Genomic DNA, 26,427 nt, shown 5'->3' with positions numbered 1-26,427 from the left:
TGACCATCGTCTGCCGGGTGATCACGAAACCAGCGGATCGTCCAGAAGATGCTCGAACGCGAGCTCCGCGGCACCGATCAGCGCCGCGTCCGATCCGAGCTCGGGCGTACGCAACCGGACGTGCTCCCGGCAGGCGGGCAGGCCGACCGCGTTCAGCCGGCTGCGGATCTGCGCCGCCGAGACCAGGTACACGTCGCGCAGCGTGCCCCCGAAGATGACCACCTCGGGGTTGAAGATGTTGACCAGGTTGCCGACGCCGAAGCCGATCCAGTCGCCGACGTGCCGGAGCGCGTGCTGGGCCTGGCTGTCCCCGCGCACCGCGGCGTCGACCACCTCGAACACCGCCTCGCGGCCGGAGCGGTCGGCCCGGCCGGAGAGCCGGAGCAGGGCGTGCTCGCCGATCTCGGTCTCCCAGCAGCCCCGGGAACCGCACTCGCAGGGACGGCCGTACGGGTTGACGACCATGTGTCCGACCTCACCGCCGTACCCGCCGTGCCCGGTCACCCGGCGGCCACCGGCCACGATCCCGGCGCCGACACCGGCGTCGCCGTAGAGGTAGATGACGTTGTCGCTGCCGATCGCGGCGCCCCGGGCGTGCTCGGCGAGCGCGCAGACGTCCGCGTGGTTGCCGATGCTGAGCCGCCCGGACTCGCCGAGCTCGGCGCGGAGCGCCTCGCCGACCGGTTCTTCGACCCACCCTATGGTCGGCGCCAGGCGGACCATGCCGTCGTCGCGGCGGACCATGCCGGCCACCGCGAGACCGCTGCCGATGCAGCGCACGTCGTCCGGCACCTGGTCGTGCATGGCCCGGACGAAGCGGGCGAGCGGCAGGACCGCGTCCTCGGCGCCCATCCCGGGCGGGCGTTCGGTCTCGTACTGCTCCAGGATCGCGCCGCCCAGACCGACCCGGGCCGCGCGCAGGCGGTCCACCTCGATGCTGAGGGCGTACGCGAAGACCTTCGCCGACTCGGGCCGGACGACCAGTGAGGGTCGCCCGGCCCGGCCGGTCTCCCTGGGGACCGCCTCGCTGACCAGACCTGCGCCGATCAGCTCGGCGGTGAGTGCCCCGATGGTGCTGCGGTTGAGTCCGAGCCGGGTGGTGAGTTCCGCCCGGGAGGTGGCGCCGTGGACGTGTACGTACCTCAGCAGCGTCCCGAGATTGTGCCGGCGAACCTCTTCCTGGCTGGGGCCGGCACGCATCAGCGCTCCGTCCCCGGCCCCCGGCTCGGGCTCACTTGTTGCCCGTGGCTGCTGCCCTGCGCCGGGCCAGCGCGTCGACGCTCGCGGCGAGCAGCAGGATCAGACCGGTGAAGATGTACTTCGTACCGGCCTGGTAGCCCATCAGGCCCATGCCGTTGTCGATGACCGCGATCACCGCGCCACCGATCACCGCGTTGATGATCTTGCCCTTGCCGCCGAAGAGGCTGGTGCCGCCGATGACCGCGGCACCGACCGAGTAGAGCAGGATGTTGGAGCCACCGGTGTTCGGGTCGACCGAGGTGGCCCGGCTGACGGCCATGACGCCGCCGATCGCGGCCATGAACGAGCCGATCACGAAGACCGAGATGCGGATCCGGTCGACCGGGATACCGGCGCGGCGGGCCGCCTCGGTGTTGCCACCGACGGCGTAGACGTGCCGGCCGTACGTGGTGCGGCCCAGGATGAAGGTCCAGAATACCAGGAACACCCCGATGATCGGGACGACGATCGGCACGCCCTTGAGCGAGTTGATCGCCGGGTTGATCGCCCGCTCCTGGTTGAGGATCGCGGTGGTGATCAGCAGCAGCGCCGCGAGACCGGCGATGCGCAGCCCCACGATGCCGATCGGCTCGGTGATCAGGCCGCGCTTGGAGCGCGACCGGATCCGGTTGAGCTGGACCGCCGCGAAGATCACGATCGCCGCGACCGCGAGGCCCCAGCTCAGGCCGGGCGAGAGGGTGCCGTTGTTCAGCTTGACCACGAACTCGTCGCGGATCGAGATGTTGGTGCCCTCGCCGAGCATCTTCAGCAGCACACCCTGGAACGCCAGGAAGGCCGCCAGCGTGACGACGAAGGACGGGATGCCCATCTTCGCCACCAGCACACCGAGCAGCAGGCCGATCACGATGCCGGCCAGCATCGAGGCGGGCAGCGCGACGTACCAGGAGTAGCCGTGGTTGGTCAGCGCGATCGCGGTGACCGCGCCGCAGACGCCGCTGGCGAAGCCGGCGGAGAGGTCGATCTCGCCCAGCAGCAGGACGAAGACCAGGCCCATCGCGATGAAGACGACCTGCGCGCTCTGGTTGAACAGGTTCGCGAAGTTACGGCCGGAGAGGAAGGTCTCGTCCCGGGCCACGCCGAAGACGATGGAGAGGACGATCAGGCCGAGTACGGCCGGGAGGGTGCCGAGGTCGCCGCCCCGTACCCGTCCCCAGTAGTCGCGGACGTGGCTGGCGACGGTCGGCTTCACGACCTTGACGCCGCCGGCGCTCTCGAGGGTGGTCGTGCTCACTGGGCGTCTCCCGGCGTGATGTCGGCGAAGTCGGCGGGCTTCTCGGGCGGCAGGCCGAGGTTCCCGCTCCGGCCCGCGGTGATCAGCTCGACCACCTGCGAGTGGGTAACGTCGCTGGACTTGACCTGGGCGGCCGTCCGGCCCAGGTAGAGCGCGGCGATGCGGTCCGAGACCGCGAAGACGTCGTTCATGTTGTGCGAGATCAGCACCACGCCGAGGCCGTTGTCGGCCAGGCGGCGGACCAGCTCGAGCACCTGGGCGGTCTGCGCGACGCCGAGGGCGGCGGTCGGCTCGTCCAGGATGACGACCTTGCTGTTCCAGAGCACCGCCTTGGCGATCGCCACGGTCTGCCGCTGGCCGCCGGAGAGGCTGGAGACCAGCTGCCGCAGCGACTTGACGGTCCGGACCGAGAGGCTGGCCAGCGTCTCGCCGGCCATCTGCTCCATGGTCGCCTCGTCGAGGACGATGCCGCGCTTCTTCTCACGGCCGAGGAACATGTTCTGGACGATGTCCAGGTTGTCGCAGAGGGCGAGGTCCTGATAGACGACCTCGATACCGAGGGCGGCGGCGTCACGGGGGCTGTGCACCGCGACCTGCTTGCCCTCGAAGGTGACCGTGCCCGAGTCGATCGTGTAGATACCGCTGATGCACTTGACCAGCGTGGACTTACCGGCGCCGTTGTCACCGACCAGGGCGGTGACCTCGCCGGGGTAGACGTCGAGGCCGACGTCGTGCAGGACCTGGACAGGACCGAAGCTCTTGTCGATCCCGCGCAGTTCCAGGAGGGGTGTCGCGGCCACGGATGGTTCTCCTTCGTTCGGTGACCGGTTACATCGCAGCTGGCCGCCCCTCCACGTTGAGAGGCTGTCAACCGACTCCGGCGCCGCCCAACCCGATCGGGGTGGGCGGCGCCGTCCTCAGCCGTGGTTAACGGTTGGGGGTGGAATCAGCCGGTTCAGCTGATGCCGGCCTCCGTGCAGGCCTTGGCGTAGTCGGTGGTGCAGAGCTCGTCCTTGGTGACGAAGCCGTCGTCGACAACGGTCTTGACGTTGGCCTTGGTGATCGCCTCCGGGGTCAGCAGAACGGACTTGACGTCCTTCTTCGACTCGGTGTCGGTCACGGTGCCGGTCGCCGTGGTCGGGGTCTGGCCCTTGGCCAGCGCGATCGCCAGCTCGGCGGCCGCGTCGGCCTCCTTCTTGATGGCCTTGTAGACCGTCATGCACTGGTCACCCGCGAGGATGTTCTGCAGGCCCTGGACGGTCGCGTCCTGGCCGGTCACCGGGACCTGGCCGTTCAGCTTGTTCTTCTTCAGCACGGCGATCGCGGCGTTGCCGAGACCGTCGTTGGCCGCGAGGACACCCTTGATGTCCTTGTTCGAGGTCAGCTGCTGCTCGAAGATGGTGCCGCCCTGCGCGTTGTCCCAGTCCGGAACCGCGTTGTCCGGGCCCTTGACGTACTCGCCCGAGTCGAACTTCGGCTGCAGGATCGAGTCGTAGCCCTGCTTGAACAGCGTGGCGTTGTTGTCGGTCGGGGAGCCGTTGAGCTCGGCGATGACCGGCTTGGTGTAGCCCTTGGCGGTGATGCAGTCGACCAGACCCTGGCCCTGCAGCTCGCCGACCTTCACGTTGTCGAACGACACGTAGTAGTCCGCGCCGCCGTTCAGGGTGAGGCGGTCGTAGTCGATCGTCGCGATACCGGCCTGCTTGGCCTTGGTCAGCACGGCCGCACCGGTGCCCGAGTCCAGGTTGGCGATGACCAGGACCTTGACGCCGCTGGAGATCATGCCGTCGGCGATCGTCTGGAACTGGGTCTTGTCACCCTGGGCGTTCTGGATGTCGACCTCGACACCGGCGGCCTTGAAGGCGTCGGTCAGGTACTTGACGTCGGCGGTCGCCCACCGGGCCGAGCTCTTGGTGTCCGGCAGGATGACGCCGACCTTGCCGGCGGACGTGCCGGCGCTGCTGCTGGAGCTCGCGCTGTCACCGCTGCTGTCACCACAGGCTGCCATGCTTCCGGTGGCCACGAGGCCGACCGCGGCAAGGGCGAACAGTCCCTTACGCATTACTTATGTCCTTTCGGGGGGTAAATCCGGGGCCTTTTTCGGATTTGTCAGGGGTGATGCGTGCCTGGGAGTGTCGCTCCCCTGTGGGGCCGATGGATCAGGAACCGGTTTGTTGTGCCCGGCAACGTATTCCGCCGGTGGCCTAGAACACAAGCGCCCTTCACGATCTATCTCGTAACCGGGGATAACAATCCGGCAACACGGTTGTGCCCGAATGCCTTCTGAGCGGGGCACTCAGTCGCCTCTCACCGCGCATGATGTAACGCTAAGTAAGATGTGATCGCCGAGTGGGCGGAAACCGCGAGGACGGTCGGCATCATCCCGGCGGCTCACACGAGCGCCGCCGGGCTTGATGATCACGTCCTGATGGTTGCTACGGTCGCCGCCGTCAAGCGGATCAAGTCCGCCGGCGCGAGGGCGACCTGGAGACCGCGGCGGCCCGCGGAGACGTACATCAGGTCCAGGCCGGACGCCGAGTCGTCCACCACGGTGGGCAGTGTCCTGCGCTGGGCGAGCGGGCTGATTCCGCCCCGGACGTACCCGCTGCTGCGCTCGGCCACCGCTCGGTCCGCGAGCATCGCGCGCTTCCCGCCTGCCGCCTGCGCCAGCGCCTTGAGGTCGAGGTCACCGGTGACCGGCACGACCCCGACCACGAGCCCGCCGTCCACCTCTGCGACCAGGGTCTTGAACAGGATCCCGGGTGCGACCCCGAGCGCCTGCGCGACCAGGGCCCCGTAGTTCGGTGCGTCCGGCGAGACGTCGTACGGGTACAGCGTGTGCGGCACCCGTTCCTTGGCCAGCAGCAGTGTGGCCGGGGTACCGGCCGCTTTCTTCGGCATGCGCGGCACGGTACTCCCGTGACGATCTTCACTCGCGCCCGATTCGGACCCGTTGCGACGTTTCGGTCCCGTTACGACGTCAGGCCCCTCGCCGCACCTTTCAAGATCAAATTCTTCACGACCCTTCAGGAGTACGCCGTCAGCAGGGCGGTCGGCGCCCCCGCCACCCTGGTCAGCACCAGCCCGGCGGCGTTCGGCCCGGAGAGCTTGAGATCCTTACGGAGCTGATCGGGCACCAGGGCCGACCCGCGCTTGCGGATCTCCAGCGTGCCGACGCCCCGCTCGCGCAGCAGTGCCCGCAGCCGCTTCAACGAGAACGGCAGCACGTCGGTGACCGCCAGGCGCCGGGCGTACGGCGTCTCCACCGGGCCGTCGGTGTACACGTACGCGATCTCCGGGTCCGCCAGCCGCCCGCCGATCCCGGCCGCGAACTCGGCGACCAGGTGCGAGCGGACCACGGCCGGATCCGGGTCGTAGAGGTAGGCGCCGACCGGACCGGTCCCCGCCCGCTCCTCCCCCGAGCCGGTCAGCTCCACCACGCCCGCGGGGCGGATCAGGGTCGCCCGCCGGGGCGCCGCGGCGAGCGGGCCGCACCAGAACGCCGCCTCGACCAGGTCGCCGCCGACGCTCACCCACTCCCCCTCCGCGCCCGGCGGCAGCAGCCCGTGGTCGATCCCGGGCGCCAGCTTCAGCACGGTCCGGGGCACCCGGTCGGCCAGCCCGGCGATGAAGTCCCACGGCGGCGAGTACGCCTTCGGGTCGAACACCCGGCCCCGTCCGGCCTGCCGGCGCGCCGGGTCGGCGAAGACCGCGTCGAACTCCTCCACCGGCACCGTGGTCGCGTCGGCGCACGCCACCCGGAGAGACCCGGCCAGCCCCAGCGCCCGGGCGTTCGCGGCGGTCACCTCCGCGGTGACCGGGTCGGCCTCCACGGCGTACACGGAGATGCCCTGACGTGCCGCGGCGAGAGCGTCGGAGCCCAGCCCGCACCCCAGATCCGCCAGGGACGAGACGCCGGAGGCGGCGAGGCGGGCGGCCCGGCGCTCCGCCACCACCGCCCGGGTCGCCTGCTCCAGACCCGCCCGGGTGAAGAACATTCCGGCGGCGTCCGCGCCGAACTTCATCGCGGCCCGGCGGCGCAAACTAGCCTGGGTGAGTGCGGCGGCGGCGAGCTCCGCGCCGAAGCCCCGGGAACGCAGCGCCGAGGCCGCGGCGAGCGGCTCACCGTCGCCGATCGAGGCCGCCGCGGCCAGGGCTTCCGCCCCTTCCGGGGTCTGTAACAGAGCGAGGAGTTCAGGGGTCACACCAGGCATTCTCCCCGGCGTGACAGGTTGGCACTCTGGTTGACGGAGTGCTAGTTCCGGCATAATCTCCGGTTAGCACTCTCAACATGAGGGTGCCAGCCGACCGGGCCCCGGCCCGGGAGGTTAGGCACCAGGCGGACCGGCACCCGCGACGACGGCCCCGCCCGGTGGCATGAGGCATCTGACCGGCCTGTTTCATGGCCGGCGAAACCTGTACCCAGGAGGGTATGCCCGTGACTACCGCGACCAAGGTTGCGATCAAGCCGCTCGAGGACCGCATCGTGGTCCAGGCGAACGAGGCTGAGACCACGACCGCTTCCGGCATCGTGATCCCCGACACCGCCAAGGAGAAGCCGCAGGAGGGCACCGTCCTCGCCGTCGGCCCCGGCCGGATCGACGACAAGGGCAACCGCGTTCCGCTCGACGTCAAGGTCGGCGACGTGGTCCTCTACTCGAAGTACGGCGGCACCGAGGTCAAGTACGCCGGCGAGGAGTACCTGGTGCTCTCCGCCCGCGACGTCCTCGCGGTCATCGAGAAGTGACCTACTGACAGTGCGACCGCCTCGGTCCGGGTAACCGGACCGGGGCGGTAGTGCGTGAAGGGACCATTCATGGCGAAGATCCTGAGTTTCTCCGACGACGCCCGGCACCTGCTGGAGCACGGCGTCAACACGCTCGCCGACACGGTCAAGGTCACCCTGGGCCCGCGCGGCCGCAACGTCGTCCTGGACAAGAAGTTCGGCGCCCCCACGATCACCAACGACGGTGTCACCATCGCCAAGGAGATCGAGCTCACCGACCCGTACGAGAACCTTGGCGCGCAGCTGGTCAAGGAGGTGGCGACCAAGACCAACGACGTCGCCGGCGACGGGACCACCACCGCGACCGTGCTCGCGCAGGCGCTGGTCCGCGAGGGCCTGCGCAACGTGACCGCGGGCGCCAACCCGATCGGCCTCAAGCGGGGCATGGACCAGGCCGCCGAGGCCGTCTCCAAGTCGCTGCTGGCCAAGGCCGTCGAGGTCGCCGACCACAAGGCGATCGCCAACGTGGCCACCATCTCGGCCCAGGACGCCACCATCGGCGAGCTGATCGCCGAGGCGATGGACCGGGTCGGCCGCGACGGTGTCATCACCGTCGAGGAGGGCTCGGCGCTGCAGACCGAGCTCGAGGTCACCGAGGGTCTCCAGTTCGACAAGGGCTTCATCTCGCCGAACTTCGTGACCGACGCCGAGTCGCAGGAGGCGGTGCTGGAGGACGCGTACATCCTCCTCACCACCCAGAAGATCTCCAGCATCGAGGAGCTCCTCCCGCTGCTGGAGAAGGTGCTGCAGAACGGCAAGCCGCTGCTGATCGTGGCGGAGGACGTGGAGGGCCAGGCGCTCTCCACCCTGGTGGTCAACGCGCTGCGCAAGACCATCAAGGTCGCCGCGGTGAAGGCCCCCGGCTTCGGGGACCGCCGCAAGGCGATCCTGCAGGACCTCGCGATCGCGACCGGCGGCGAGCTGATCGCCCCCGAGCTGGGCTACAAGCTCGACCAGGTCGGCGTCGAGCAGCTGGGCAAGGCCCGGCGCATCGTCGTCGACAAGGAGAACACCACCATCGTCGACGGTGGCGGCACGACGGCCGACATCGCCGACCGGGTCTCGCAGATCCGCAAGGAGATCGAGGCGTCCGACTCCGACTGGGACCGTGAGAAGCTCTCGGAGCGGCTGGCCAAGCTCTCCGGCGGCATCGCGGTGATCAAGGTCGGTGCCGCGACCGAGGTCGAGATGAAGGAGCGCAAGCACCGCATCGAGGACGCCATCGCGGCGACCAAGGCGGCTGTCGAGGAAGGCACCGTCCCCGGTGGCGGCGCGGCCCTCGCGCAGGTCTCCCAGGAGCTCGACGGCGACCTCGGCCTCACCGGCGAGGAGGCGATCGGCGTCTCGATCGTCCGCAAGGCGCTGGTGGAGCCGCTCCGCTGGATCGCGCAGAACGCCGGTCACGACGGCTACGTCGTGGTGGGCAAGGTCGCCGCTCTCGGCTGGGGCCACGGCCTCAACGCCGCGACCGACGAGTACGTGGACCTGGCGGCCTCCGGCATCATCGACCCGGTCAAGGTGACCCGCAACGCGGTCTCCAACGCCGTCTCGATCGCCGCTCTGCTGCTGACCACCGAGAGCCTCGTGGTGGAGAAGCCGGCCGAGGCCGCTCCCGCCGCCGCGGGCGGTCACGGTCACAGCCACGGCGGTCACGGCCACGGCCACCAGCACGGCCCGGGCTTCTGATCCGGTCTTCCACGGCGGGGGCGTGCTCTTGATAGAGCACGCCCCCGTCTAGTTTCCCGTCCACGACCGCCAGAGGGCGGTGTACGTTCCGTTCGCCGCGAGCAGGTCCTCGTGCGAGCCGAGCTCGGTGATCCGGCCGTCCTCGACCACCGCCACCCGGTCGGCGTCGTGCGCCGAGAAGAGCCGGTGCGCTATCGCCACCACGGTCCGGCCGTTCACCACCCCGGCCAGCGAGCGCTCCAGGTCCCGGGCGGTCCGTGGGTCGAGCAGCGCGGTCGCCTCGTCCAGCACCAGGGTGTGCGGGCCGGCCAGCACCAGCCGGGCCAGCGCCACCTGCTGCGCCTGCGCGGCCGAGAGCGTCAGCCCGCCGGTGCCGACCGCGGTGTCCAGGCCCTCCGGGAGGGTCTCCACCCAGTCCGCGGCGTACACGGCGGCCAGCGCCTTGCGTACCTCGGCGTCCGGCGCCTCCGGCCGGGCCATCGCGACGTTGTCCCGCAGCGTGCCGATGAAGACGTGATGCTCCTGGCTGACCAGGGCCACATGGGCGCGGAGCCGGTCCGGGGCGAGGTCGCCGAGGGGCACGCCGCCGACCGTGACGCTCCCGGCGGTGGGCTGGTGGATCCCGGCGAGCAGGCGGCCCAGGGTGGACTTGCCGGCGCCGGAGGGGCCGACGATCGCGAGCCGCTCCCCCTTCTCCAGGACGAGGTCGACGCCGTGCAGCACCTCGCGATCCGGGCGGTAGCCGAAGTGCACCCCGCGTACCTCGATCCGGGTGTCCTCCGGATTCTCCGGCGGCTCGCGGCGCGGTTCCGGCCCGGCCGACACCCCGACCAGGCGGGCCAGTGAGGCGGCGCCCACCTGCAGCTCGTCCAGCCAGGAGAGGAGCCGGTCGAGCGGGTTGATCAGCTGCTGCACGTAGATCAGCGCGGCCGTGGTCTCCCCCAGCGTCACCCGGCCGTGCAGGTAGAGCCAGCCGCCGGCGAGCAGGGTGAGCACCATCGGCACCACGTAGCTCACCTCGACCACCGGCCACCAGGCGGTCCGCAGGTTCAGCGTGTACGACTCGGCGTCCCACGACTCGTCCAGGTCCCGGTCGGTCCGCTCCACCCGCTGCGACTGCCGGCCCAGCGCCTCGACGGTCCGGGCGCCCTCGACGGTCTCGGTGAGTCCGTCGGTCACCACCGCCCAGGCCGCGCTCTGCCGCAGGTAGCCCTCCGGCGCGCGGCGCAGGTACCAGCGCGTGCTCGCGGTCGCCAGCGGCACCCCGACCAGCAGCGGCACCGCCAGCGCCGGGTCGAGCGCCACCAGTGCGATCACCACGAGGGCCGCGGTCAGCAGCGCGATCAGCGTCTCCGGTACGGCGAACCGCACGCACCGGGAGAGCGCGTCCACGTCCCGGGTGGTACGCGTGAGCAGGTCCCCGGTACCCGCCGCCTCGACCGTGCTCAACGGCAGCGTGAACACCCGCTCGACGAACTCCTCGCGGAGCTCGGCCAGCACCCGCTCGCCGAGCCGGGCCGAGGCGAGGTACGCGAACCGGGTCAGCGCCGCCTGCAGCACCACGCACCCGGCGAGCGCCGCGGCGAGCCGGTCCAGGTCGCCCTCGGGCCGTCCCAGCTGGATCACCTGGATTAGGTCACCGAGCAGCCGGGGGCCGGCCAGCCCGGTCAGCGCGGCGAGCAGGTGCAGGCAGACCGCGATCCGGAACAGACCGGGGTAGCGGTGGATCAGGTCACGGGCGTACCGCCAGGCCCGGGCGCGGCCCGCGACCGGCAGGGGGAGGCTCACGGCCGGTCCCCGCGGACGACCACCCGGGCGTATCCCGGTACCGACTCCAGCAGCTCGCGATGGGTGCCGGTGGCCGCGACCCGGCCCTCCGCCAGGAAGAGCACCCGATCGGCGCGGTCCAGCACGAGCGGGCTGGTCGTGCAGATCACCGTGGTCCGCCCGGCGCGCGCGCTCCGCAGGCTCTCGGCGATCCGGGCCTCGGTGTGCGCGTCGACCGCGTTCGTCGGCTCCACCAGCACCAGGATCTCCGGGTCGGCGACCAGTGCCCGGGCCAGGCGCAGCCGCTGCTGCTGGCCGCCGGAGAAGGACCGGCCGCGCTCGGCGACCGTGCTCTCCGTCCCGTCCGGCAGACCGGCCACGATCTCGTCGGCGGCGGCCGCGGTCAGCGCCGCGCCGAGCGTGCCGCGGTCGTCCGGGTCCAGGTCCCGGCGCAGCGTGCCGGAGAAGAGCCGGTCCTCGTTACCGGCGACCAGGATCCGTTCCCGGATCGCGGGGAGGGCCAGTTCGCAGAGGGGTACGCCGCCCAGGGTGGCGCCCTCGGCGTACCGGCCGAGGCGCTCGGCGACCAGGGCGGCCTCGGCCGGCTCGGTGGCCACGATCGCGGTGATCCGGCCGGGCGTCACCACCACACCGGTCTCCGGGTCGGCCAGGTCGCCGCGCGGCGCCGGCTGCGGCACCGGCGGATCCGGCAGGTCGTCCGGGACGCCGAGCATGTCGACCACCCGCCGGGCCGAGACGTGTCCCCGGGTCAGCTTGTCGATCGCCTCGGTGAGCTGCCGCACCGGGGTGACCAGGAAGGCCGCGTACGCGTAGAACGAGACCAGCTCGCCGATGCTGATCTCGTGCCGCAGGGCGAGTCGGGCGCCGATCCAGGTGACCAGCACCAGGAAGACCCCGGGGAGCAGCACCTGGGCCGCCTCCAGCAGCGACTCGATCGACGCGGTGCGTACGCCCGCCCACCGCAGTTCCTGCGACTCGGCGCGGTAGTGCTCGGCCATCACCGCCTCGCCGCCCACCCCGCGCAGCACCCGCAGCCCGGCGACCAGGTCGGCCGCCTGACCGGTGAGCCGTCCCTGCTGGACCCGGTACTCCTGCTGACGCCGGTGCAGCGGCCGGATGAGTCCACTCACCACGGCCAGCAGCACCGGCACGCCTATCAGCACCACCAGGCCGAGCGGCACCGACGTGCGGATCAGCAGGACGGTGACCACGGTGACCGCGATCAGCGCGCCGGTGCCCCGGGTGGTGATGTCGATCGCGGCGCCGATGTGGCCGATGTCCGAGGTGCCGATCGCCACCACCTCGCCGGCGTCCAGCCGCCGGGGCAGCGCCGAGCCGAGCCGCCCGGCCTGGCGGACCGCGACCCGGACCGTACGGAACGAGGCGCCCAGCCAGTTCATCGTGGCGAAGCGGTGCCGGGTGATGCCGACCATCGCCTCCAGCACACCGACCGCGAGCAGCACGGCCGCCCAGCCGAACAGGTGCGCCGGGTCACGGGCGGCGGCCGCGTCGACGGCCCGCCCGATCACCGAGGGGACCAGCGACTGGAAGCCCATCCAGACCACCGCGAGCAGCACCGCAGCGACGATCGTCAGGTGGGCGCGCCGGACCAGCCAGCCCAGGTAACGGGTGGGTGTACGGGAGGTGGGCGGCGTCGGATCGGCCGCTGGCAATCTCTGCATCAGGCCCCGACGGTACGGCCGGGGTGGTGACGCTGAGAACAGTCAGCGGTCTACTTGAGTGAAATCCCAGACGTGCGGAGCGCGTGCCACCAGCTTCTCCGGCGGCGCGGGCAGGTTCTCCGGAGCATTGCGCCATTTGGAGATGACGACGATGCGTTGATCCGTGGACGAATAGACGTCACTCGACACATGTTGCGGCAGCACCTCGATGGAGGGCACCGCCGTGTCGCAGACCCAGGCCAGCAGCTCGTCGAAGCCACTGCGCGAGGCCCGTATCTCCCACATCCGCGCGATCATGATGGCTTCCTACCCCGGCACACTCACCGAGGTCAAACTCATCGCCGAATCCGCGGGCAGATCGAGACGGCTGGGCGCGACACCGGCGGCGACCAGATGCGAGCCGAGCGCCGCGACCATCGCCCCGTTGTCGGTGCACAGGCCCGGCCGGGGCACCCGCACGCGGATGCCGTGCCTGGCGGCGCGCTCCTCGGCGAGCACCCGCAGCCGCGAGTTGGCCGCCACCCCGCCGCCGATGACCAGGGTCTCCACACCGTTCGTCCGGCACGCGTCGATCGCCTTGGCGGTGAGCACGTCGCAGACCGCCTCCTGGAAGCTCGCCGCGACGTCGGCCACCGGCACCGGTTCACCGGCCCGCTCGCGTGCCTCCACCCAGCGGGCCACCGCGGTCTTCAGCCCGGAGAAGGAGAAGTCGAAGCGGTGCGCGGCCTGGTCCTTCGGCGCGGTCAGTCCACGAGGGAAGGCGATCGCGACGGAGTTCCCGTCCCGGGCCGAGCGGTCGATGATCGGCCCGCCCGGGAAGCCGAGCCCGAGCAGCCGGGCCACCTTGTCGAACGCCTCGCCGGCCGCGTCGTCGATGGTCGCGCCGAGCGGGGTGACGCCCGCGGTCAGGTCGTCGACCAGCAGCAGCGAGGAGTGCCCGCCGGAGACCAGCATCGCCACCGCGGGCTCGGGCAGCGGGCCGTGCTCCAGGGTGTCCACCGCCACGTGCGCGGCGAGATGGTTCACCCCGTAGATCGGCTTCTCGGCGGCGAGCGCCCAGCCCTTGGCCGCGGCGACCCCGACCAGCAGCGCGCCGGCCAGGCCGGGTCCGCTGGTCACCGCGATCGCGTCCACGTCGGAGAGCGTCACGCCGGCGTCGTCCAGGGCCCGCTGCATGGTCGGGACCAGCGCCTCCAGGTGGGCACGGCTGGCCACCTCGGGCACCACCCCGCCGAACCGGGCGTGCTGGTCCACACTGGAGGCCAGCGCGTCGGCGAGCAGGGTGTGCCCGCGCACGATGCCGATGCCGGTCTCGTCGCAGGAGGTCTCGATCCCGAGGACCAGGGGCTCGTCAGGCATCGCGCATCATCACCAGGGCATCCGTGTTGCTGGGTTGGTAGTAGCCGCGCCGGATACCGACCGGCTCGAAGTCGTACGTGGCGTAGAGCTTCTGGGCGGGCGCGTTGTCGACCGCCACCTCGAGCAGCGTCTTCCGCGAGCCCCGCCGGGCCGCCTCGGCCAACAGGTCCTCCAGCAGGGCGCGACCGAGGCCGAGCCGCTGGGCGTCCCGGCGTACCGCGATGTTCTGCACCCAGGACTCGTCCTGATCCACAACGGACAGCCCCGCATAGCCCAGCACCTCGTCGTCGCGGGTCGCGACCACGTAGTGGTGCCGCTGGGCCAGCTCGTTCCAGAACATCGCGGCGGACCACTTCTCGGCGCCGAAGAGATCCTTCTCGATCGGAAGGATCTCCTCGATGTGCCACCAGCGCAGACGCTCGATGGTCGCCATCAGGTCAGCACCGGCTTGCGCCCGGACGGCTCCACCGCATCCGGGCGGCGCAGGTAGAGCGGCGTCAGCGACTCACTCGGGGCGGCCGTTCGGATCCGGTCGGCCGCGATCGCCACGAGGGCCGCACCGGGCGGGTAGAGCAGGTGCTCCTCGACCGGCACGCCGAAGACGTCCCCGTATTTCAGCGCACCCTCGCCGGCGGCCCGCTCGGCGGCGAACTCGACCTCCGCCGGCTTCGCCACATCAGGACCCTTCTCCCGTACGCCGTCCGCGTACACCGCGTAGTAGACCTCCCGCCGCCGGGCGTCGGTGGCGATCAGCACCCGCCCCGGCCCGGCGGCCCGCCCCAGGGCGTCCAGCGAGCAGACGCCGTAGACCGGGATGCCGAGCGCCTGGCCCATGCTCGCCGCGGTCGCCAGACCGACCCGGAGCCCGGTGAACGGGCCGGGGCCGAGCCCGGCGACGATCGCGGAGAGGTCACGCGGCCGCTTACCGGCCTCGGCGAGCACCGCCGCGATCTCCGGCGCGAGCTTCTCGCCGTGCGCGCGGGGGTCGACCGTGCGGCTTTCGGCGACACCGAACAGGCCGTCCGCGGTCACCTCGACGAGCGCCGCGGTCGAGGCGGGCGTGGCGGTGTCCAGAGCGAGTACGAGCACGGTGTCGACCCTATCGCCCGCCCCGCCCGGCCCCTCGTGCTCGGGTCAGGCGGTCGCCTTCGGGTCCCAGTCGATCAGCGGGCGGCCGCCGTCGGCGAGGGCCTTGTTCGCCGCGCTGAACGGGCGGCTGCCCAGGAAACCGACCCGGTTCAGCGGGCTCGGGTGGCCCGCCTCCAGCACCGCGTGCACCGGGTTGGTGATCAGCTCGGCCTTCTTCTTCGCGTACCCGCCCCAGAGCAGGAAGACGATCCGCTCGTTCCGCTCGTTCAGCGCGCGGATGGTCGCGTCGGTGAACGCCTCCCAGCCCTTGCCGGCGTGCGAGGCGGCCTTCCCCGCGCGTACCGTCAGAACCGCGTTGAGCAGGAGAACCCCCTGGCTCGCCCACCCGGTCAGGTCGCCGCTCTTCGGCGGGGCGATGTTGACGTCCTCGGAGAGCTCCTTGAAGACGTTGCGCAGCGACGGCGGCACCCGGACGCCGTCCCGCACGCTGAAGCTCAGCCCGTGCGCCTGCCCCGGGCCGTGGTACGGGTCCTGCCCCAGGATCAGCACCCGGGTCCGCTCCGGCGGGCAGAGCCGGTACGCCGCGAAGAGGTCCTCCACCGGGGGGTAGATGGTGTGCTCGGCGTACTCCGCGGCGACGAACTCACCCAGCGCGGTGGTCGCGGCCTCGTCCAGGAAGGGCGTCAGCGCGGCGCGCCACTCGGCGGGCAGGCTCTCGGTCAGGTTCACATGGTCTCCAGTCGGTGTGCCCAGTCGCCGCCGTGCGGCTCCAGGTCGATCACTCGGGTGTCGTCGTCCAGACGGTCGATGCGGACCCGCAGATACTCGTCGTTCAGTTGTTCCACCAGCCCGGCGCCCCACTCCACGACGGTCACCGCCTCCTCGGCGGCGGCGTCCAGGTCCAGGTCGTCGATCTCGGCGCGCGGGTCGGGCCGGTCGCCCAGCCGGTACGCGTCCGCGTGCACCAGGGGGATCGGCCCCCGGTGCACGCGGGCGATCACGAAGGTCGGCGAGGTGATCGGGCCCTGCACGCCGAGCCCCGCGCCGATGCCCTGGACCAGGGCGGTCTTGCCGGCGCCGAGCGGGCCGGTGAGCAGGACGAGGTCGCCCGGCCGGAGCACGGTCGCGAGACGGCGGCCGAACTCCCTGGTGTCCTCGACGGTGGTCAGTTTCAGTGATGGCTTCACGAGATCTTTTCCAGGAAGGGGATGAGCACGGCGTTGACCTCGTCGGCCTTCTCCAGCATCACCACGTGGCCGCTGTTCTCTATGGTCAGCAGTTCGGCCTCGGGGAGCTGTTCGATGATCTCCCTGGAGTGGGTCACCGGGGTGAGGTAGTCCCGGTCCCCCACGATCACCAGCACCGGCACGCCACGCAGCACCGAGAGCGCCGGCAGCCGGCTGTGCCGGTAGATCGTGTTCAGGTACTTCGTCAGCGTCTCCACCGAGGTCTTCGAGTTCATGCTCTCCACGAACGTGACCAGGGTCGGGCTCGGCTTGACCTCGCCGAATCCGTACCGCCGGGTGAGCAGCCAGGCCAGGTCGGAGGAGGCCACCCGGGCCTTGTCGATCGTCCCGCCGCCCAGCTTGGCCGCCTTGTCCCAGAGCGGGAAGAACGGCGCGCTGACCCGGGCCACCACGTTGGTCACGCCGAGCGTCGCCTTGTCGAAGAGCCCGGCCGAGGTGGACATCAGCACCACGCCGGTGACCCGGTTGCCGAACCACTCCGGGTACTGCTCGGCGAACGCCATGATCGTCATGCCGCCCATCGAGTGCCCGACCAGGATGATGTGCCCGTCCGGCACGGTCGCGTCGAGCACCGCGGCGAGCGAGCGGCCCAGCGCCGCCAGGTCGTACGTCCCCGACTTCAACTTGCTGGACCGGCCGTGCCCGGGCTGGTCGTAGAAGACCAGGCGGTGGTCGCCGCGCTCGGCGAGCGCCTGGCGCTGGAAGTAGAAGGTGCCCATGTCCAGCGCGAAGCCGTGCACGAAGACGATGGTCGGCTTCGCCCCGTTCGTGCTCCCCTTCCGGCCCGGCCGGCCGGTGGCCCTCGTCCGCTTCCGTGGGTTGACGATCTCGACGTGCAGATCGGTGCCGTCCGCGGCGGTGACGGTCACCTCCTCGTCGAAGGGCTGATCACCGAAGGGCTCCTCCACGTACGGGTCACCCGGGGCGTTCACCGACCGCCGCACCAGGGCCCGCTCCACCGCGAACGCCGTCGCCAGTCCCGCCGCCGCCACACCCACCACGGCCCCGAACACCCCCGCGGTCTTGGCGGCCCGATTCGCCCTCCCCGAGCGTGCCGGGCTCACGACGCGATCTCCCCGTGGTAGATCCGGGGCACCCGGCTGCTCCCGAAGCGGGTGACGATCTCGTAGTTGATCGTGCCGGTGGCCGCGGCCCAGTCGTCGGCGGTCGGCTCGCCGTCGTCCCCCGGACCGAAGAGGGTCGCCACGTCGCCGGCCTCGACCGGGGTGTCACCGACGTCGACCACGAACTGGTCCATGCAGACCCGCCCGGCGATCGGCGCGACCACGCCGCCGACCTTGACCGGCGCCGCGTTCGACGCGTGCCGGGGCACCCCGTCGCCGTACCCGAGCGGCACGACGGCCAGCGTGGTCTCGCCGGACGTGTGGTACGTGTGCCCGTACGACACGCCCTGCCCCGCGGGCACCCGTTTCGCGATGATCACCCGGGCCCGCGCCGTCATCGCCGGCCGCAGCCCGAACGAGCGCCCCGCGATCGGCGACAGCCCGTACGCCGCGATCCCCAGCCGGACCATGTCGTAGTGCGCGTCCGGCCGGGTCAGCGTGGCCGCCGAGTTGGCGATGTGCCGGAACCGCGGCTCGATCGCATACTGCCGGGCCAGGGCCAGCCCCTCCTCGAAGGTGGCGAGCTGCCGGTCGATCGAGGAGTCGCCGGGCTCGTCGGCACAGGCGAAATGACTCCAGATCCCGACGATCTCGATGTCCCCGCCCGCCTCGGCCTTGGCGGCCGCCTCGAGCAGCGCCGGCCAGTCCTCCCGGACCGCCCCGCCACGGTGCAGCCCGGTGTCGAGCTTGAGGTGCACCCGGGCCGGCTGCCCGGCCCGCCGCGCGGCGGCGACCAGCTCGTCGATCAGCCCCGGGGTGGCCGCGCTCAGGTCGACGCCGGCCTCGATCCCCTCGTGCAGCGGCAGCCCGGGCGCGAGCAGCCAGGAGAGCACCCGGACGGTGATACCGCCCCGGCGCAGGGCGAGCGCCTCGTCGAGGGTGGCCACGCCGATCCAGGTCGCACCGCCGGCCACCGCCGCGCGGGCGGACGGAACCATGCCGTGCCCATACCCATCCGCTTTGACCGCGACCAGCACCTCGGCGGAGATACCGGCGCGCACCGCCGCGACGTTGTCCCGGATCGCGCCCAGATCGACGCTGACTTCGGCCTGCCACATGCCATCCACCCTACTGAGGGGTACGACAGTTCCGGCCGGACCGGGTGTCCTACCCCACCCCCGCACCTCACCCCGCCGGCACCCTCACCACCACACCGGATCGCCACGCCCCCCGGCAGCTGCCCGCGCTCCCGCTCCGGCCCCGGCAGCCACCGCCCGCGCTCCCGCTCCGGCCGACGGCGGGTGCGCTCAGCTGAGCAGGGCGGCGAGGATCGGGCGCAGGGCGGCCGCCACGTCCGGGGCGGTCGCCGGGCCGTCCAGGGCCGCGCGGCGACCGGCCATGCCGTGCACGTAGGCCGCCGCGACCGCCGCGCGCACCGGAGGCAACCCGGCCGCGAGCAGCGAGCCGAGCAGCCCGGCCAGGACGTCGCCGGAGCCCGCCGTGGCCAGCGCCGGGCTGCCCGTCGGGTTGGCCCAGATCTCCCCCGCGGGCGAGGCGACGATCGTCCGGTCGCCCTTGAGCAGCACCACCGCGTTGGTCCACGCCGCGAGCCGGGCCGCCGAGCCCGCCCGGTCGGCACCGGGCGCCTCGCCGGCCAGTCGCGTGAACTCGCCGTCGTGCGGGGTGAGCACCAGCGGGGCGTCGCGGCGCAGGTCCTCGGCGTGCTCGCCGCCGACCAGCAGGGTGATCGCGTCCGCGTCCAGCAGCACCGGCAGGGAGGTGGCCAGGACGCTGCGCAGTTCGGTACGCGCCTCGTCCGTGGTGCCGAGCCCGGACCCGCAGACCCAGGCCTGCACCCGCCCCGTCTCGGCGACCCGGGGCGCCGCGACCACCGACGGATGCGCCCGGACCACCTCCCGGTGGGCACTGCCCGCATACCGCACCATGCCGGTCGGCCCGGCCAGCGCGCCGGTGGCCGAGAGCAGGGCCGCCCCGGGGTAGCCGGCCGATCCGGTGGCCAGGCCGACCACGCCGCGCGAGTACTTGTCCGAGGTCGCGTCCGGCCTCGGCCACCACTCCGCGATGTCGGCTGCCTCCGCCACCCGGACCGCCGGATCCGCGGTCAGCGTCCGGGCCAGACCGATGTCGACCAGCTCGACCTGGCCGCAGCGGGTCGCCGCCGGGCCGATCACGTGGGCCGGCTTGAGGCAGCCGAAGGTCACCGTGACGTCCGCGGTCACCGCCTCGGCGGGCACGTCACCGGTGTCCACCGTCACGCCGCTGGGCACGTCCACCGCCACCACGATCGGCCGCCGCCCGTCACGCCCGCGCAGCCCGCCCAGCTCGCGCACGATCGCCGCCGCCGGGGGACGCAGCCCGCCGCTCGCCCCGATCCCGACGATGCCGTCCATCACCAGGTCCGCACGGGTCGGCAGGTCGGCCGTGGTGAACCCGCCTGCCTGGCGCAGCGCGGCGAGCCCGGCCAGATGGACGCGCTCCGGGCTGAGCAGCAGCGCCCGCACCTGAGCGCCGCGGGAGGCCAGGGCGGCGCCGGCGTAGAGCGTGTCGCCGCCGTTGTCGCCGCTGCCCACCAGCAGCAGCACCCGGGCGCCGTAGACACCGCCGGAGTCCTCCAGCAGCAGCGCGCACCGGCGGGCCAGTCCGGCTGCGGCGCGCTGCATCAGCGTGCCCTCCGGCAGCGTCGCCATCAGCGCCTTCTCCGCCGCGCGTACGTCCGTGACCCGCCACGCCTGCCGCATCCCGTCTCCTCCCCTGACTGACCCCGACCGGCCCCGACACTGACCGGCCCCGACACTGACCGGCCCCGGCTCAGCGGCCTAGGCCTCGGCCACCACCATCGCGGACGCGATCCCGCCGTCGTGCGACAACGACAGGTGCCACCGGTTCACACCGCGTTCGGACGCGGCGGCGGCGACCGTACCGGAGACGGTCAACCAGGGACGCCCGTCCGGATCGGTGACGATCTCGCAGTCGTGCCAGCGCATGCCGGCCGGAGCGCCGAGGGCCTTGGCCACCGCCTCCTTCGCCGCGAACCGGGCGGCCAGCGACTCGGGCGAGCGTGGGTTGCCGGAGCCGGTGGTCCGCTCCTCCTCGGTGAACAGGCGGTCAGCGAGCAGCGGGGTCCGATCCAGAGCACGGGCGAAGCGCTCCACCAGGACGACGTCAATGCCGACAGACACGATCACACGGCCACACTAACGGTGCTCGTGGTGACTTTCTCAACACCCGGCCCAGCCTGTGGACAGTGGGATCCGCTGTCCACAGGCCGGCCCACGACGTCTCCGGCAGCCCTAACGTCGACGTGTCCCGCCGTCTCGCCCGGAGGTCGCCGATGCGTCCCGATCCCCATGTCGACACCGTCGACCACCCGCACGCCGACGACCTTCACGGCGACGACCCGCACGGCGACGACCCGCGGACCGGCTCGGCCGGCCATGTTCGTGTCGACACCGCCGCGCTGGGCCGTGTCGCCGCCGCGGTGACCGCCGCCGCCGTCCAGGCGGGTGACGCGGCGAGTGCGGTGCCGGGGCTGATCCCGCCGCCGCGCTGGGCGTCCGCCTACTCCGCCGAGCGAGCCGCCGAGGCGGCCGGCCACCGCATGCGGGAGCTGAGCGCCGATCTCTCCGGCACGTCGGCGTCGATCTCCACCACCGTTCTGGAGTACGAGGACGCCGACGCCCGCACGTCCACCCGCTTCCGGGCCGCTCGATGACCGCCGCTCCGCTCTCCTTCTCGGGTCGGGTCACACTTTCCTTCTCGGGTCGGGTCACGTACGCGCGGCTCCGGGCCACCGATCCGGCGCGCTGGACGGCGGCGGCGCTGGACTGGCGACGTTGGGCGGCGCTGGCCGGGGTTCTCGGCGCCGATCTGGGCTCGCTGGTCACCCGGCTGCGCGCGGCCTGGTCCGGCGCGGCGGCGGACGCGGCGACCGCCGTGATCGACGGGTTCCGGCGGCGGATCACGCTGTTCCGGCTGGTGTGCTGGCGGGTCGATCAGGCGCTCAGCGAGTTCGCGGCGGCGCTGGGCCGGGCGCGATCCCTGCTCGACCGGGCACGCGCCGCCGGCCTGGTCATCCACGACGACGGCACGGTCTCCGCACCGCCGCCGGCGACCGCGCCGGCGGGATCGGCGGCTCCGGCCGCGGCATCGGTGGGGGCGATCATCGGGTCGGCGGGCGTCGCCACCGGGTCGGCGGCGCCGGTGGCGGGCTCGGCGGATCTGGCGGCGGCGCTGTCGATCGCGGCGGAGGCGGACACGGCGACCGTCGAGCGGCTGGCCGGGATCTCGGTGGAGGCGGTGCCACCACGGGCCCGGGACCGGCCGAGCTGCGCGGCTACGGCGGCGGAGGTGCGTGCCTGGTGGGGCGGGCTCGGCGCGGCGGAGCGGATGTGGCTGCTCGCGGTGGAGCCGGGGTCGGTGGCCGGGTTCGCCGGGGTTCCGGTGGCCGATCGGGATCTCGCCAACCGGCTGCTCCTCGACACCCTGCCGAACCGGGCCGGGCTGGACGCGCTGCGGGCCCGGATCGACGGCGCGAGCGGCTCAGCCCCGGCCGGGAAAAGCGGCAGCGGCGACGGCGGGTACGGCTCGGCCTGGAGCAGCGGCGGCGGCGATGGCGGGAGCGGCGATGGCGGGAGCGGGCTCCGGGCGTACCTGATAGGCCTGAACGTGGCGGCGGACGGCCGGGCCGTGATCGCCCTGGGTGACCCGGACCTGGCCGATAACGTTCTGACCCATGTACCGGGGATGACCGCCGATCTGGAGTCCGTCGGCGGCGAGCTGACCCGCGCCGAACGGGTCGCCGAGCGCGCCACCGACGTGCGGCCGGCCGAGGCCACCAGCGCGATCCTCTGGCTGGACTACGACGCGCCCGACTTCCTGGACGAGGCCTGGTCCGCGCGGCAGGCCGAGGAGGGCGCCGCCGGGCTGCGGAGCTTCCAGGAGGGTCTGCGGACGACCCACGAGGGAGCGGGGCGGCTGACCGTTCTGGGTCACAGCTACGGGTCGCTGCTGGTGGGCCGGGCGGCCGCGGGCGGGCTGGCCGCGGAGAACGTGGTCTTCGTCGGCTCGCCGGGGGTCGGGGCGGACTCGGTGGGCGAGCTGCACCTTCCGGCCGGGCAGCGGGTCTGGGCCTCGACGTCGGTGAGCGACCCGATCCAGTACCTCGCGATCGACCCGGTCGACCGGCATCCGGGGCGGGATCTGTGGTTCGGGCGGGATCCGAGCGATCCGGGGTTCGGCGCGCGGGTGTTCCACAGCCAGGTGGACGCCGGGCACCTGGGCTACTGGGATCCGGGCCGGCCGGCTCTCGACGCGCTGGCGGCGATCACGCTGGGCGACCGGCCCGGGCCCTAGCCCGTGCTTCGGAAGCCGACCACTCGGCCGGCTTCCGCGACACGGGTCGGTGAAGGCGCCTATTCGACGGTGACGGACTTGGCCAGGTTGCGGGGCTGGTCGACGTCGTTGCCGCGGGCGGCGGCGATCTCGCAGGCCAGGATCTGCAGCGGCACCACGGTCATCAACGGCGCCAGCAGGGTCGGCGTGTGCGGGACGTGGATGAGGTGGTCGGCGAAGGCCGCCACGTCGTCGTCGCCCTCCTCGGCGATCACGATGGTGCGGGCACCGCGGGCGCGGACCTCCTGGATGTTGGAGACGACCTTGTCGCGCATCACGCCGCGACCCTGCGGGGAGGGTACGACGCAGATCACCGGGGTGCCCTGGTCGATCAGGGAGATCGGGCCGTGCTTGAGCTCACCGGCGGCGAAGCCCTCGGCGTGCATGTACGCCAGCTCCTTGAGCTTCAGCGCGCCCTCGAGAGCGACCGGGAAGCCGACGTGCCGGCCGATGAAGAGCACCGTCGAGGCGGTCTTCAGGTCCCGGGCCAGCACGCGGACGTCCTCCATCCGGTCGAGCAGGACGCGCAGGTTGTCCGGGGTGCGGCGCAGGCGGGAGACGACGGCGGCGACCTCGTCGGCGTACATCACGCCGCGGATCTGGGCCAGGTGCAGGCCGATCAGGTAGCAGGCGACCAGCTGGGTCATGAATGCCTTGGTGGAGGCGACGGCGACCTCCGGGCCGCCGTGGGTGTAGAGCACCGCGTCGGACTCGCGCGGGATCGTCGAGCCGTTGGTGTTGCAGATCGCCAGGACGCGGGCCTTCTGCTCCTTGGCGTGCCGGATCGCCATCAGGGTGTCCATGGTCTCGCCGGACTGGCTGATCGCGATCACCAGAGTGGAGCGGTCCAGGATCGGGTCGCGGTATCGGAACTCGCTGGCGAGCTCCACCTCGCAGGGGATCCGGACCCAGTGCTCGATCGCGTACTTGGCGACCATGCCGGCGTGGTACGACGTGCCGCACGCGACGATGAAGACCTTGTCGACGTCGCGCAGGTCCTGGTCGGTGAGGCGGACCTCGTCCAGGATGATCTCGCCGCGCTCGGAGAGACGGCCCAGCAGCGTGTCGGCGATCGCCTGGGGCTGCTCGGCGATCTCCTTGAGCATGAAGTACTCGTAGCCGCCCTTCTCGGCGGCCGAGGCGTCCCAGTCGATGTGGAACTCGGTGCCGACGCCGGGCGAGCCGTCGAAGCCGGTGATCTCGATGCCCGCCGGGGTGATCAGGACGACCTGGTCCTGACCGAGTTCGATCGCCTCACGGGTGTGCTCGATGAACGCCGACACATCGCTGGCCAGGAAGTTCTCCCCGTCGCCGCGGCCGACCACCAGCGGCGAGTTGCGCCGGGCGGCGACCACCGCGTCCGGCACCTCGACGTCGACGGCGAGCAGGGTGAAGGCACCTTCCAGGCGGCGTACGGTCCGGCGCATGCCCTCGGCGAGCAGCGCGGGACCCTCCTCGCCACCCGCGGCGCGCAGCGCGCTCATCTCCAGGGCGAGCAGGTGGGCCGCGCACTCGGTGTCGGTGTCGCTGCGGAACTCGATGCCCTGGGCCTCCAGTTCGCTGCGGAGCCGGGCGAAGTTCTCGATGATGCCGTTGTGGATGACCGCGACCCGGCCGTCCGCGGAGAGGTGCGGGTGGGCGTTCCGGTCGGTCGGCCCGCCGTGGGTGGCCCACCGGGTGTGGCCGATACCGGTCACGCCGGCGGCGATCCCGTCCGCCCCGCGCTCGGCGAGCGCCTTCTCCAGGTTGGCCAGCTTGCCCGCACGCTTCTCGGTGCGAACCACGTCATTGTCGATGATGGCGACGCCCGCGGAGTCGTAACCGCGATATTCGAGTCGCCGCAGACCATCCAGCACGATGCTCAACGCAGGACGGCCGCCTACGTAACCCACGATCCCACACATGCGGGGCAGCGTATCCGACTTTCGCGCAGACGTCATGCGCAGGAAGCACTCTTTCGAGCACGCAATTTGATCGAAAGCGGGTTTTCATCACAGGAGTACCGTCAGTCACATGAGCGAGCCGGGACCGGACTATCCGCCGACCTCGGAGTTCCCGCCGGTCGGCCGCCCAGAGCCGGGTCACCAGCCGGGATACGACCCGACGGGCTACCAGCAGGGGCACGGGACCGGGCACGGGACCGGATATCCGCCGGCCTACACCCCGGCGCCCCGGCGCAGCAACGCGCCGCTGGTGGCACTGGTCCTCGCCATCGGCGCACTGCTCTGCGGCGGCATCGCCACTACCGGCGTGCTGCTCTACCAGCGCACCTCGGACAGGGTGAAGCAGACCACCGAGGCGATCCCGACCGCGCTGCCGACCCAGCTCCCCACCGACGTGCCGAACGTGCCCGGCCTCGGCGACACCGAGATCAACGTGGTCTATCAGGTAACCGGGGACGGCGCGGCCAGCGTGGTCTGGACCGAGAAGCTGAACGAGCTGCCGCAGCAGGAGACCCGCGTCGAGCTGCCGTGGAAGAAGAAGATCACCATGTCCGGCGCGGCGGTCGTCTCGGTCTCGGCGATCCGGCACAGCCTGCTGGACGGCAGCATCACCTGTCGCGTGACCATCGATGGTGAGATCGTGTCGGAGGACACCGCGTCGGGGCCGGCCGCCACGGCCACGTGCAACAAGATCGTCATCAAGTAGGGAGCGTCAGTGCCGCTCGTCGAACGCATGCGCCCGTTCGGAACCACGATCTTCAGCGAGATGTCCGCTCTCGCGATCCGTACCGGAGCGGTCAATCTCGGTCAGGGCTTCCCGGACACCGACGGCCCACCGGAGATGCTCGCCGCGGCGGCCGAGGCGCTCGCCGCAGGGGCGAACCAGTACCCGCCGCTACCCGGCATCCCCGCACTCCGGCAGGCGATCGTGGCGCACGATCAGCGGTTCTGGGGGCTGACCACGGATCCGGACACCGAGGTGGTGGTCACCGCCGGCGCCACCGAGGCGATCGCGGCGACGATCCTGGCGCTCTGCGAGCCGGGCGACGAGGTGGTCTGCTTCGAGCCGTACTACGACTCGTACGCCGCCGCGATCACCCTGGCGGGCGCGGTCCGCCGTCCGGTCACGCTGCGGCCGGGCCCCGACGGGCGGTACCGGTTCGACGAGGAGGCGCTGCGGGCGGCGTTCGGGCCGCGTACCCGTCTGGTGCTGCTCAACTCGCCGCACAACCCGACCGGCAAGGTCTTCACCCCCGCCGAGCTGGCCTTGATCGCCGAACTCTGTCGGGAGCATCGGACGTACGCCGTGACCGACGAGGTGTACGAGCACCTGATCTTCGAGGGGGAACACGTCCCGCTGGCGAGCCTGCCCGGCATGCGCGAGCGCACCCTGCGGATCTCCTCGGCCGGCAAGACGTTCTCCTGCACCGGCTGGAAGATCGGCTGGGCGACCGGGCCGGCCGAACTGGTCTCCGCGGTCCAGCGGGTCAAGCAGTTCCTGACCTTCGTGAACGCGGGGCCGCTGCAGCCCGCCGTCGCCGTGGCCCTGGGCCTGCCGGACGCGTACTTCACCGGTTTCACCGCCCGGCTGAAGGCCAACCGGGATCGCCTGGTCGAGGGGCTGACCGCGGCCGGGCTGGGTGTCCTGCCCTCGGAGGGCACCTACTTCGTGACCGCCGACATCCGGCCGCTGGGCGGGACCGACGGCGTCGCGTTCTGCCGCGAGCTGCCGGACAGGTGTGGCGTGGTGGCGGTGCCGACCCAGGTCTTCTACGACCATCAGGACGCGGGCCGGCACCTCATCAGGTTCGCCTTCTGCAAGCGCCCCGAGGTGATCGACGAAGCCGTCGGCCGCCTCAAGACGCTCGCGTAAGGCCCGC

At 72.0% G+C, this 26,427-nt stretch carries 25 protein-coding genes; 6 read left to right on the top strand and 19 right to left on the bottom strand.

What is annotated here, in order from left to right; all coding sequences use genetic code 11:
• Positions 1–21 precede the first annotated feature (21 nt).
• From AB0M08_RS08695 to AB0M08_RS08670, 6 genes are all read right to left on the bottom strand, one after another.
• Complete coding sequence (locus AB0M08_RS08695; RefSeq protein ID WP_364490590.1) at positions 22–1,200, bottom strand: ROK family transcriptional regulator; 1,179 nt, start codon at positions 1,198–1,200, stop codon at positions 22–24.
• Positions 1,201–1,231: 31 nt separating this feature from the next.
• Positions 1,232–2,491: an ABC transporter permease gene (locus AB0M08_RS08690; protein ID WP_364490588.1), complete on the bottom strand. Its 1,260-nt coding sequence runs from the start codon at positions 2,489–2,491 to the stop codon at positions 1,232–1,234.
• Positions 2,488–3,291: an ATP-binding cassette domain-containing protein gene (locus AB0M08_RS08685; protein WP_364490586.1), complete on the bottom strand. Its 804-nt coding sequence runs from the start codon at positions 3,289–3,291 to the stop codon at positions 2,488–2,490. The genes AB0M08_RS08690 and AB0M08_RS08685 overlap by 4 nt, the downstream gene beginning before the upstream one ends.
• A 155-nt stretch (positions 3,292–3,446) precedes the next feature.
• A complete protein-coding gene (locus AB0M08_RS08680; RefSeq protein WP_364490584.1) occupies positions 3,447–4,553 on the bottom strand; it encodes a substrate-binding domain-containing protein in 1,107 nt (368 codons plus the stop codon).
• Positions 4,554–4,909: 356 nt separating this feature from the next.
• Complete coding sequence (gene ybaK / locus AB0M08_RS08675) at positions 4,910–5,392, bottom strand: Cys-tRNA(Pro) deacylase (protein ID WP_364490582.1); 483 nt, start codon at positions 5,390–5,392, stop codon at positions 4,910–4,912.
• Positions 5,393–5,517: 125 nt separating this feature from the next.
• The gene (locus AB0M08_RS08670; RefSeq protein WP_364490580.1) at positions 5,518–6,705 is read right to left on the bottom strand and encodes a methyltransferase domain-containing protein; all 1,188 of its coding nucleotides are present in this window, start codon (positions 6,703–6,705) and stop codon (positions 5,518–5,520) included.
• A 218-nt stretch (positions 6,706–6,923) separates the two neighbouring features.
• Between AB0M08_RS08670 and groES the strand changes: the two genes are divergently transcribed.
• Together groES and groL are read left to right on the top strand one after the other, a co-directional pair.
• Positions 6,924–7,238, top strand: coding sequence for a co-chaperone GroES (gene groES / locus AB0M08_RS08665; protein WP_014440794.1), 315 nt, complete (start codon positions 6,924–6,926; stop codon positions 7,236–7,238).
• Positions 7,239–7,307: 69 nt separating this feature from the next.
• Positions 7,308–8,963 (top strand): chaperonin GroEL, encoded by a 1,656-nt coding sequence (groL, locus tag AB0M08_RS08660; protein WP_364490578.1) that lies wholly within the window; start codon positions 7,308–7,310, stop codon positions 8,961–8,963.
• A gap of 48 nt (positions 8,964–9,011) precedes the next feature.
• Here the strand turns inward: groL and AB0M08_RS08655 are convergent, their stop codons facing one another.
• The 12 genes from AB0M08_RS08655 to AB0M08_RS08600 all read right to left on the bottom strand — a co-directional run bounded on the left by AB0M08_RS08655 (position 9,012) and on the right by AB0M08_RS08600 (position 20,398).
• Positions 9,012–10,751 (bottom strand): ABC transporter ATP-binding protein, encoded by a 1,740-nt coding sequence (locus AB0M08_RS08655; RefSeq protein ID WP_364490576.1) that lies wholly within the window; start codon positions 10,749–10,751, stop codon positions 9,012–9,014.
• Positions 10,748–12,433: an ABC transporter ATP-binding protein gene (locus AB0M08_RS08650; protein ID WP_364490574.1), complete on the bottom strand. Its 1,686-nt coding sequence runs from the start codon at positions 12,431–12,433 to the stop codon at positions 10,748–10,750. The genes AB0M08_RS08655 and AB0M08_RS08650 overlap by 4 nt, the downstream gene beginning before the upstream one ends.
• Positions 12,434–12,475: 42 nt before the next feature.
• Positions 12,476–12,730, bottom strand: a complete 255-nt coding sequence (locus AB0M08_RS08645) for a hypothetical protein (RefSeq protein ID WP_364490572.1) — start codon at positions 12,728–12,730, stop codon at positions 12,476–12,478.
• Between the two features lie 9 nt (positions 12,731–12,739).
• Positions 12,740–13,792 (bottom strand): tRNA (adenosine(37)-N6)-threonylcarbamoyltransferase complex transferase subunit TsaD, encoded by a 1,053-nt coding sequence (tsaD, locus tag AB0M08_RS08640; RefSeq protein WP_364490570.1) that lies wholly within the window; start codon positions 13,790–13,792, stop codon positions 12,740–12,742.
• Entirely contained in the window at positions 13,785–14,225 is a 441-nt protein-coding gene (gene rimI, locus AB0M08_RS08635) for a ribosomal protein S18-alanine N-acetyltransferase (protein WP_364490568.1), read from the bottom strand. The genes tsaD and rimI overlap by 8 nt, the downstream gene beginning before the upstream one ends.
• Positions 14,225–14,881 (bottom strand): tRNA (adenosine(37)-N6)-threonylcarbamoyltransferase complex dimerization subunit type 1 TsaB, encoded by a 657-nt coding sequence (gene tsaB / locus AB0M08_RS08630; protein ID WP_364490566.1) that lies wholly within the window; start codon positions 14,879–14,881, stop codon positions 14,225–14,227. Before tsaB ends, rimI begins: the two co-directional genes overlap by 1 nt.
• Positions 14,882–14,926: 45 nt before the next feature.
• Positions 14,927–15,610 (bottom strand): uracil-DNA glycosylase, encoded by a 684-nt coding sequence (ung, locus tag AB0M08_RS08625; RefSeq protein WP_364490564.1) that lies wholly within the window; start codon positions 15,608–15,610, stop codon positions 14,927–14,929.
• Positions 15,607–16,068, bottom strand: a complete 462-nt coding sequence (gene tsaE, locus AB0M08_RS08620) for a tRNA (adenosine(37)-N6)-threonylcarbamoyltransferase complex ATPase subunit type 1 TsaE (protein ID WP_364490562.1) — start codon at positions 16,066–16,068, stop codon at positions 15,607–15,609. The genes ung and tsaE overlap by 4 nt, the downstream gene beginning before the upstream one ends.
• Complete coding sequence (locus AB0M08_RS08615) at positions 16,065–17,192, bottom strand: alpha/beta hydrolase (protein WP_364490560.1); 1,128 nt, start codon at positions 17,190–17,192, stop codon at positions 16,065–16,067. The genes tsaE and AB0M08_RS08615 overlap by 4 nt, the downstream gene beginning before the upstream one ends.
• On the bottom strand, positions 17,189–18,310 hold the full coding sequence (gene alr / locus AB0M08_RS08610; RefSeq protein WP_364490559.1) for an alanine racemase: 1,122 nt from the start codon (positions 18,308–18,310) through the stop codon (positions 17,189–17,191). The genes AB0M08_RS08615 and alr overlap by 4 nt, the downstream gene beginning before the upstream one ends.
• A gap of 189 nt (positions 18,311–18,499) precedes the next feature.
• A complete protein-coding gene (locus AB0M08_RS08605) occupies positions 18,500–19,951 on the bottom strand; it encodes an NAD(P)H-hydrate dehydratase (protein ID WP_364490558.1) in 1,452 nt (483 codons plus the stop codon).
• 78 nt (positions 19,952–20,029) lie between these two features.
• Positions 20,030–20,398, bottom strand: coding sequence for a holo-ACP synthase (locus AB0M08_RS08600; protein WP_364490556.1), 369 nt, complete (start codon positions 20,396–20,398; stop codon positions 20,030–20,032).
• 146 nt (positions 20,399–20,544) lie between these two features.
• On the opposite strand from AB0M08_RS08600, the gene AB0M08_RS08595 reads away from it, so the two are divergent.
• Together AB0M08_RS08595 and AB0M08_RS08590 are read left to right on the top strand one after the other, a co-directional pair.
• Positions 20,545–20,925: a hypothetical protein gene (locus tag AB0M08_RS08595; protein ID WP_364490554.1), complete on the top strand. Its 381-nt coding sequence runs from the start codon at positions 20,545–20,547 to the stop codon at positions 20,923–20,925.
• The gene (locus AB0M08_RS08590; RefSeq protein ID WP_364490552.1) at positions 20,922–22,565 is read left to right on the top strand and encodes an alpha/beta hydrolase; all 1,644 of its coding nucleotides are present in this window, start codon (positions 20,922–20,924) and stop codon (positions 22,563–22,565) included. The genes AB0M08_RS08595 and AB0M08_RS08590 overlap by 4 nt, the downstream gene beginning before the upstream one ends.
• 59 nt (positions 22,566–22,624) lie before the next feature.
• On the opposite strand, the gene glmS is transcribed toward AB0M08_RS08590, so the two are convergent.
• On the bottom strand, positions 22,625–24,508 hold the full coding sequence (glmS, locus tag AB0M08_RS08585; protein WP_364490550.1) for a glutamine--fructose-6-phosphate transaminase (isomerizing): 1,884 nt from the start codon (positions 24,506–24,508) through the stop codon (positions 22,625–22,627).
• A 109-nt stretch (positions 24,509–24,617) separates the two neighbouring features.
• Between glmS and AB0M08_RS08580 the strand changes: the two genes are divergently transcribed.
• Positions 24,618–25,253: an MmpS family transport accessory protein gene (locus AB0M08_RS08580; RefSeq protein WP_364490548.1), complete on the top strand. Its 636-nt coding sequence runs from the start codon at positions 24,618–24,620 to the stop codon at positions 25,251–25,253.
• Positions 25,254–25,280: 27 nt separating this feature from the next.
• Positions 25,281–26,420, top strand: coding sequence for a pyridoxal phosphate-dependent aminotransferase (locus AB0M08_RS08575; protein WP_364490823.1), 1,140 nt, complete (start codon positions 25,281–25,283; stop codon positions 26,418–26,420).
• The last annotated feature ends 7 nt before the right edge of the window (positions 26,421–26,427 follow it).

This window comes from Actinoplanes sp. NPDC051851 (assembly GCF_040681165.1).
Lineage (GTDB): Bacteria > Actinomycetota > Actinomycetes > Mycobacteriales > Micromonosporaceae > Actinoplanes.
The sequence above is the reverse complement of the archived record's forward strand: the minus strand, read 5'-3'. Positions and strand labels throughout refer to the sequence as shown.

Excerpts from the sequence above, each read along its gene's own strand:
- AB0M08_RS08605 (WP_364490558.1), bottom strand. The coding sequence starts at position 19,951 with ATGCGGCAGGCGTGGCGGGTCACGGACGTACGCGCGGCGGAGAAGGCG.
- rimI (WP_364490568.1), bottom strand. The coding sequence starts at position 14,225 with ATGGCGACCATCGAGCGTCTGCGCTGGTGGCACATCGAGGAGATCCTT.
- tsaD (WP_364490570.1), bottom strand. The coding sequence starts at position 13,792 with ATGCCTGACGAGCCCCTGGTCCTCGGGATCGAGACCTCCTGCGACGAG.
- AB0M08_RS08650 (WP_364490574.1), bottom strand. The coding sequence starts at position 12,433 with ATGCAGAGATTGCCAGCGGCCGATCCGACGCCGCCCACCTCCCGTACA.
- AB0M08_RS08680 (WP_364490584.1), bottom strand. The coding sequence starts at position 4,553 with ATGCGTAAGGGACTGTTCGCCCTTGCCGCGGTCGGCCTCGTGGCCACC.
- groL (WP_364490578.1), top strand. The coding sequence starts at position 7,308 with ATGGCGAAGATCCTGAGTTTCTCCGACGACGCCCGGCACCTGCTGGAG.
- AB0M08_RS08595 (WP_364490554.1), top strand. The coding sequence starts at position 20,545 with ATGCGTCCCGATCCCCATGTCGACACCGTCGACCACCCGCACGCCGAC.
- AB0M08_RS08575 (WP_364490823.1), top strand. The coding sequence starts at position 25,281 with ATGCGCCCGTTCGGAACCACGATCTTCAGCGAGATGTCCGCTCTCGCG.
- groES (WP_014440794.1), top strand. The coding sequence starts at position 6,924 with ATGCCCGTGACTACCGCGACCAAGGTTGCGATCAAGCCGCTCGAGGAC.
- ybaK (WP_364490582.1), bottom strand. The coding sequence starts at position 5,392 with ATGCCGAAGAAAGCGGCCGGTACCCCGGCCACACTGCTGCTGGCCAAG.
- alr (WP_364490559.1), bottom strand. The coding sequence starts at position 18,310 with ATGTGGCAGGCCGAAGTCAGCGTCGATCTGGGCGCGATCCGGGACAAC.
- AB0M08_RS08590 (WP_364490552.1), top strand. The coding sequence starts at position 20,922 with ATGACCGCCGCTCCGCTCTCCTTCTCGGGTCGGGTCACACTTTCCTTC.
- AB0M08_RS08670 (WP_364490580.1), bottom strand. The coding sequence starts at position 6,705 with ATGCCTGGTGTGACCCCTGAACTCCTCGCTCTGTTACAGACCCCGGAA.
- AB0M08_RS08645 (WP_364490572.1), bottom strand. The coding sequence starts at position 12,730 with ATGATCGCGCGGATGTGGGAGATACGGGCCTCGCGCAGTGGCTTCGAC.
- AB0M08_RS08580 (WP_364490548.1), top strand. The coding sequence starts at position 24,618 with ATGAGCGAGCCGGGACCGGACTATCCGCCGACCTCGGAGTTCCCGCCG.
- glmS (WP_364490550.1), bottom strand. The coding sequence starts at position 24,508 with ATGTGTGGGATCGTGGGTTACGTAGGCGGCCGTCCTGCGTTGAGCATC.
- AB0M08_RS08695 (WP_364490590.1), bottom strand. The coding sequence starts at position 1,200 with ATGCGTGCCGGCCCCAGCCAGGAAGAGGTTCGCCGGCACAATCTCGGG.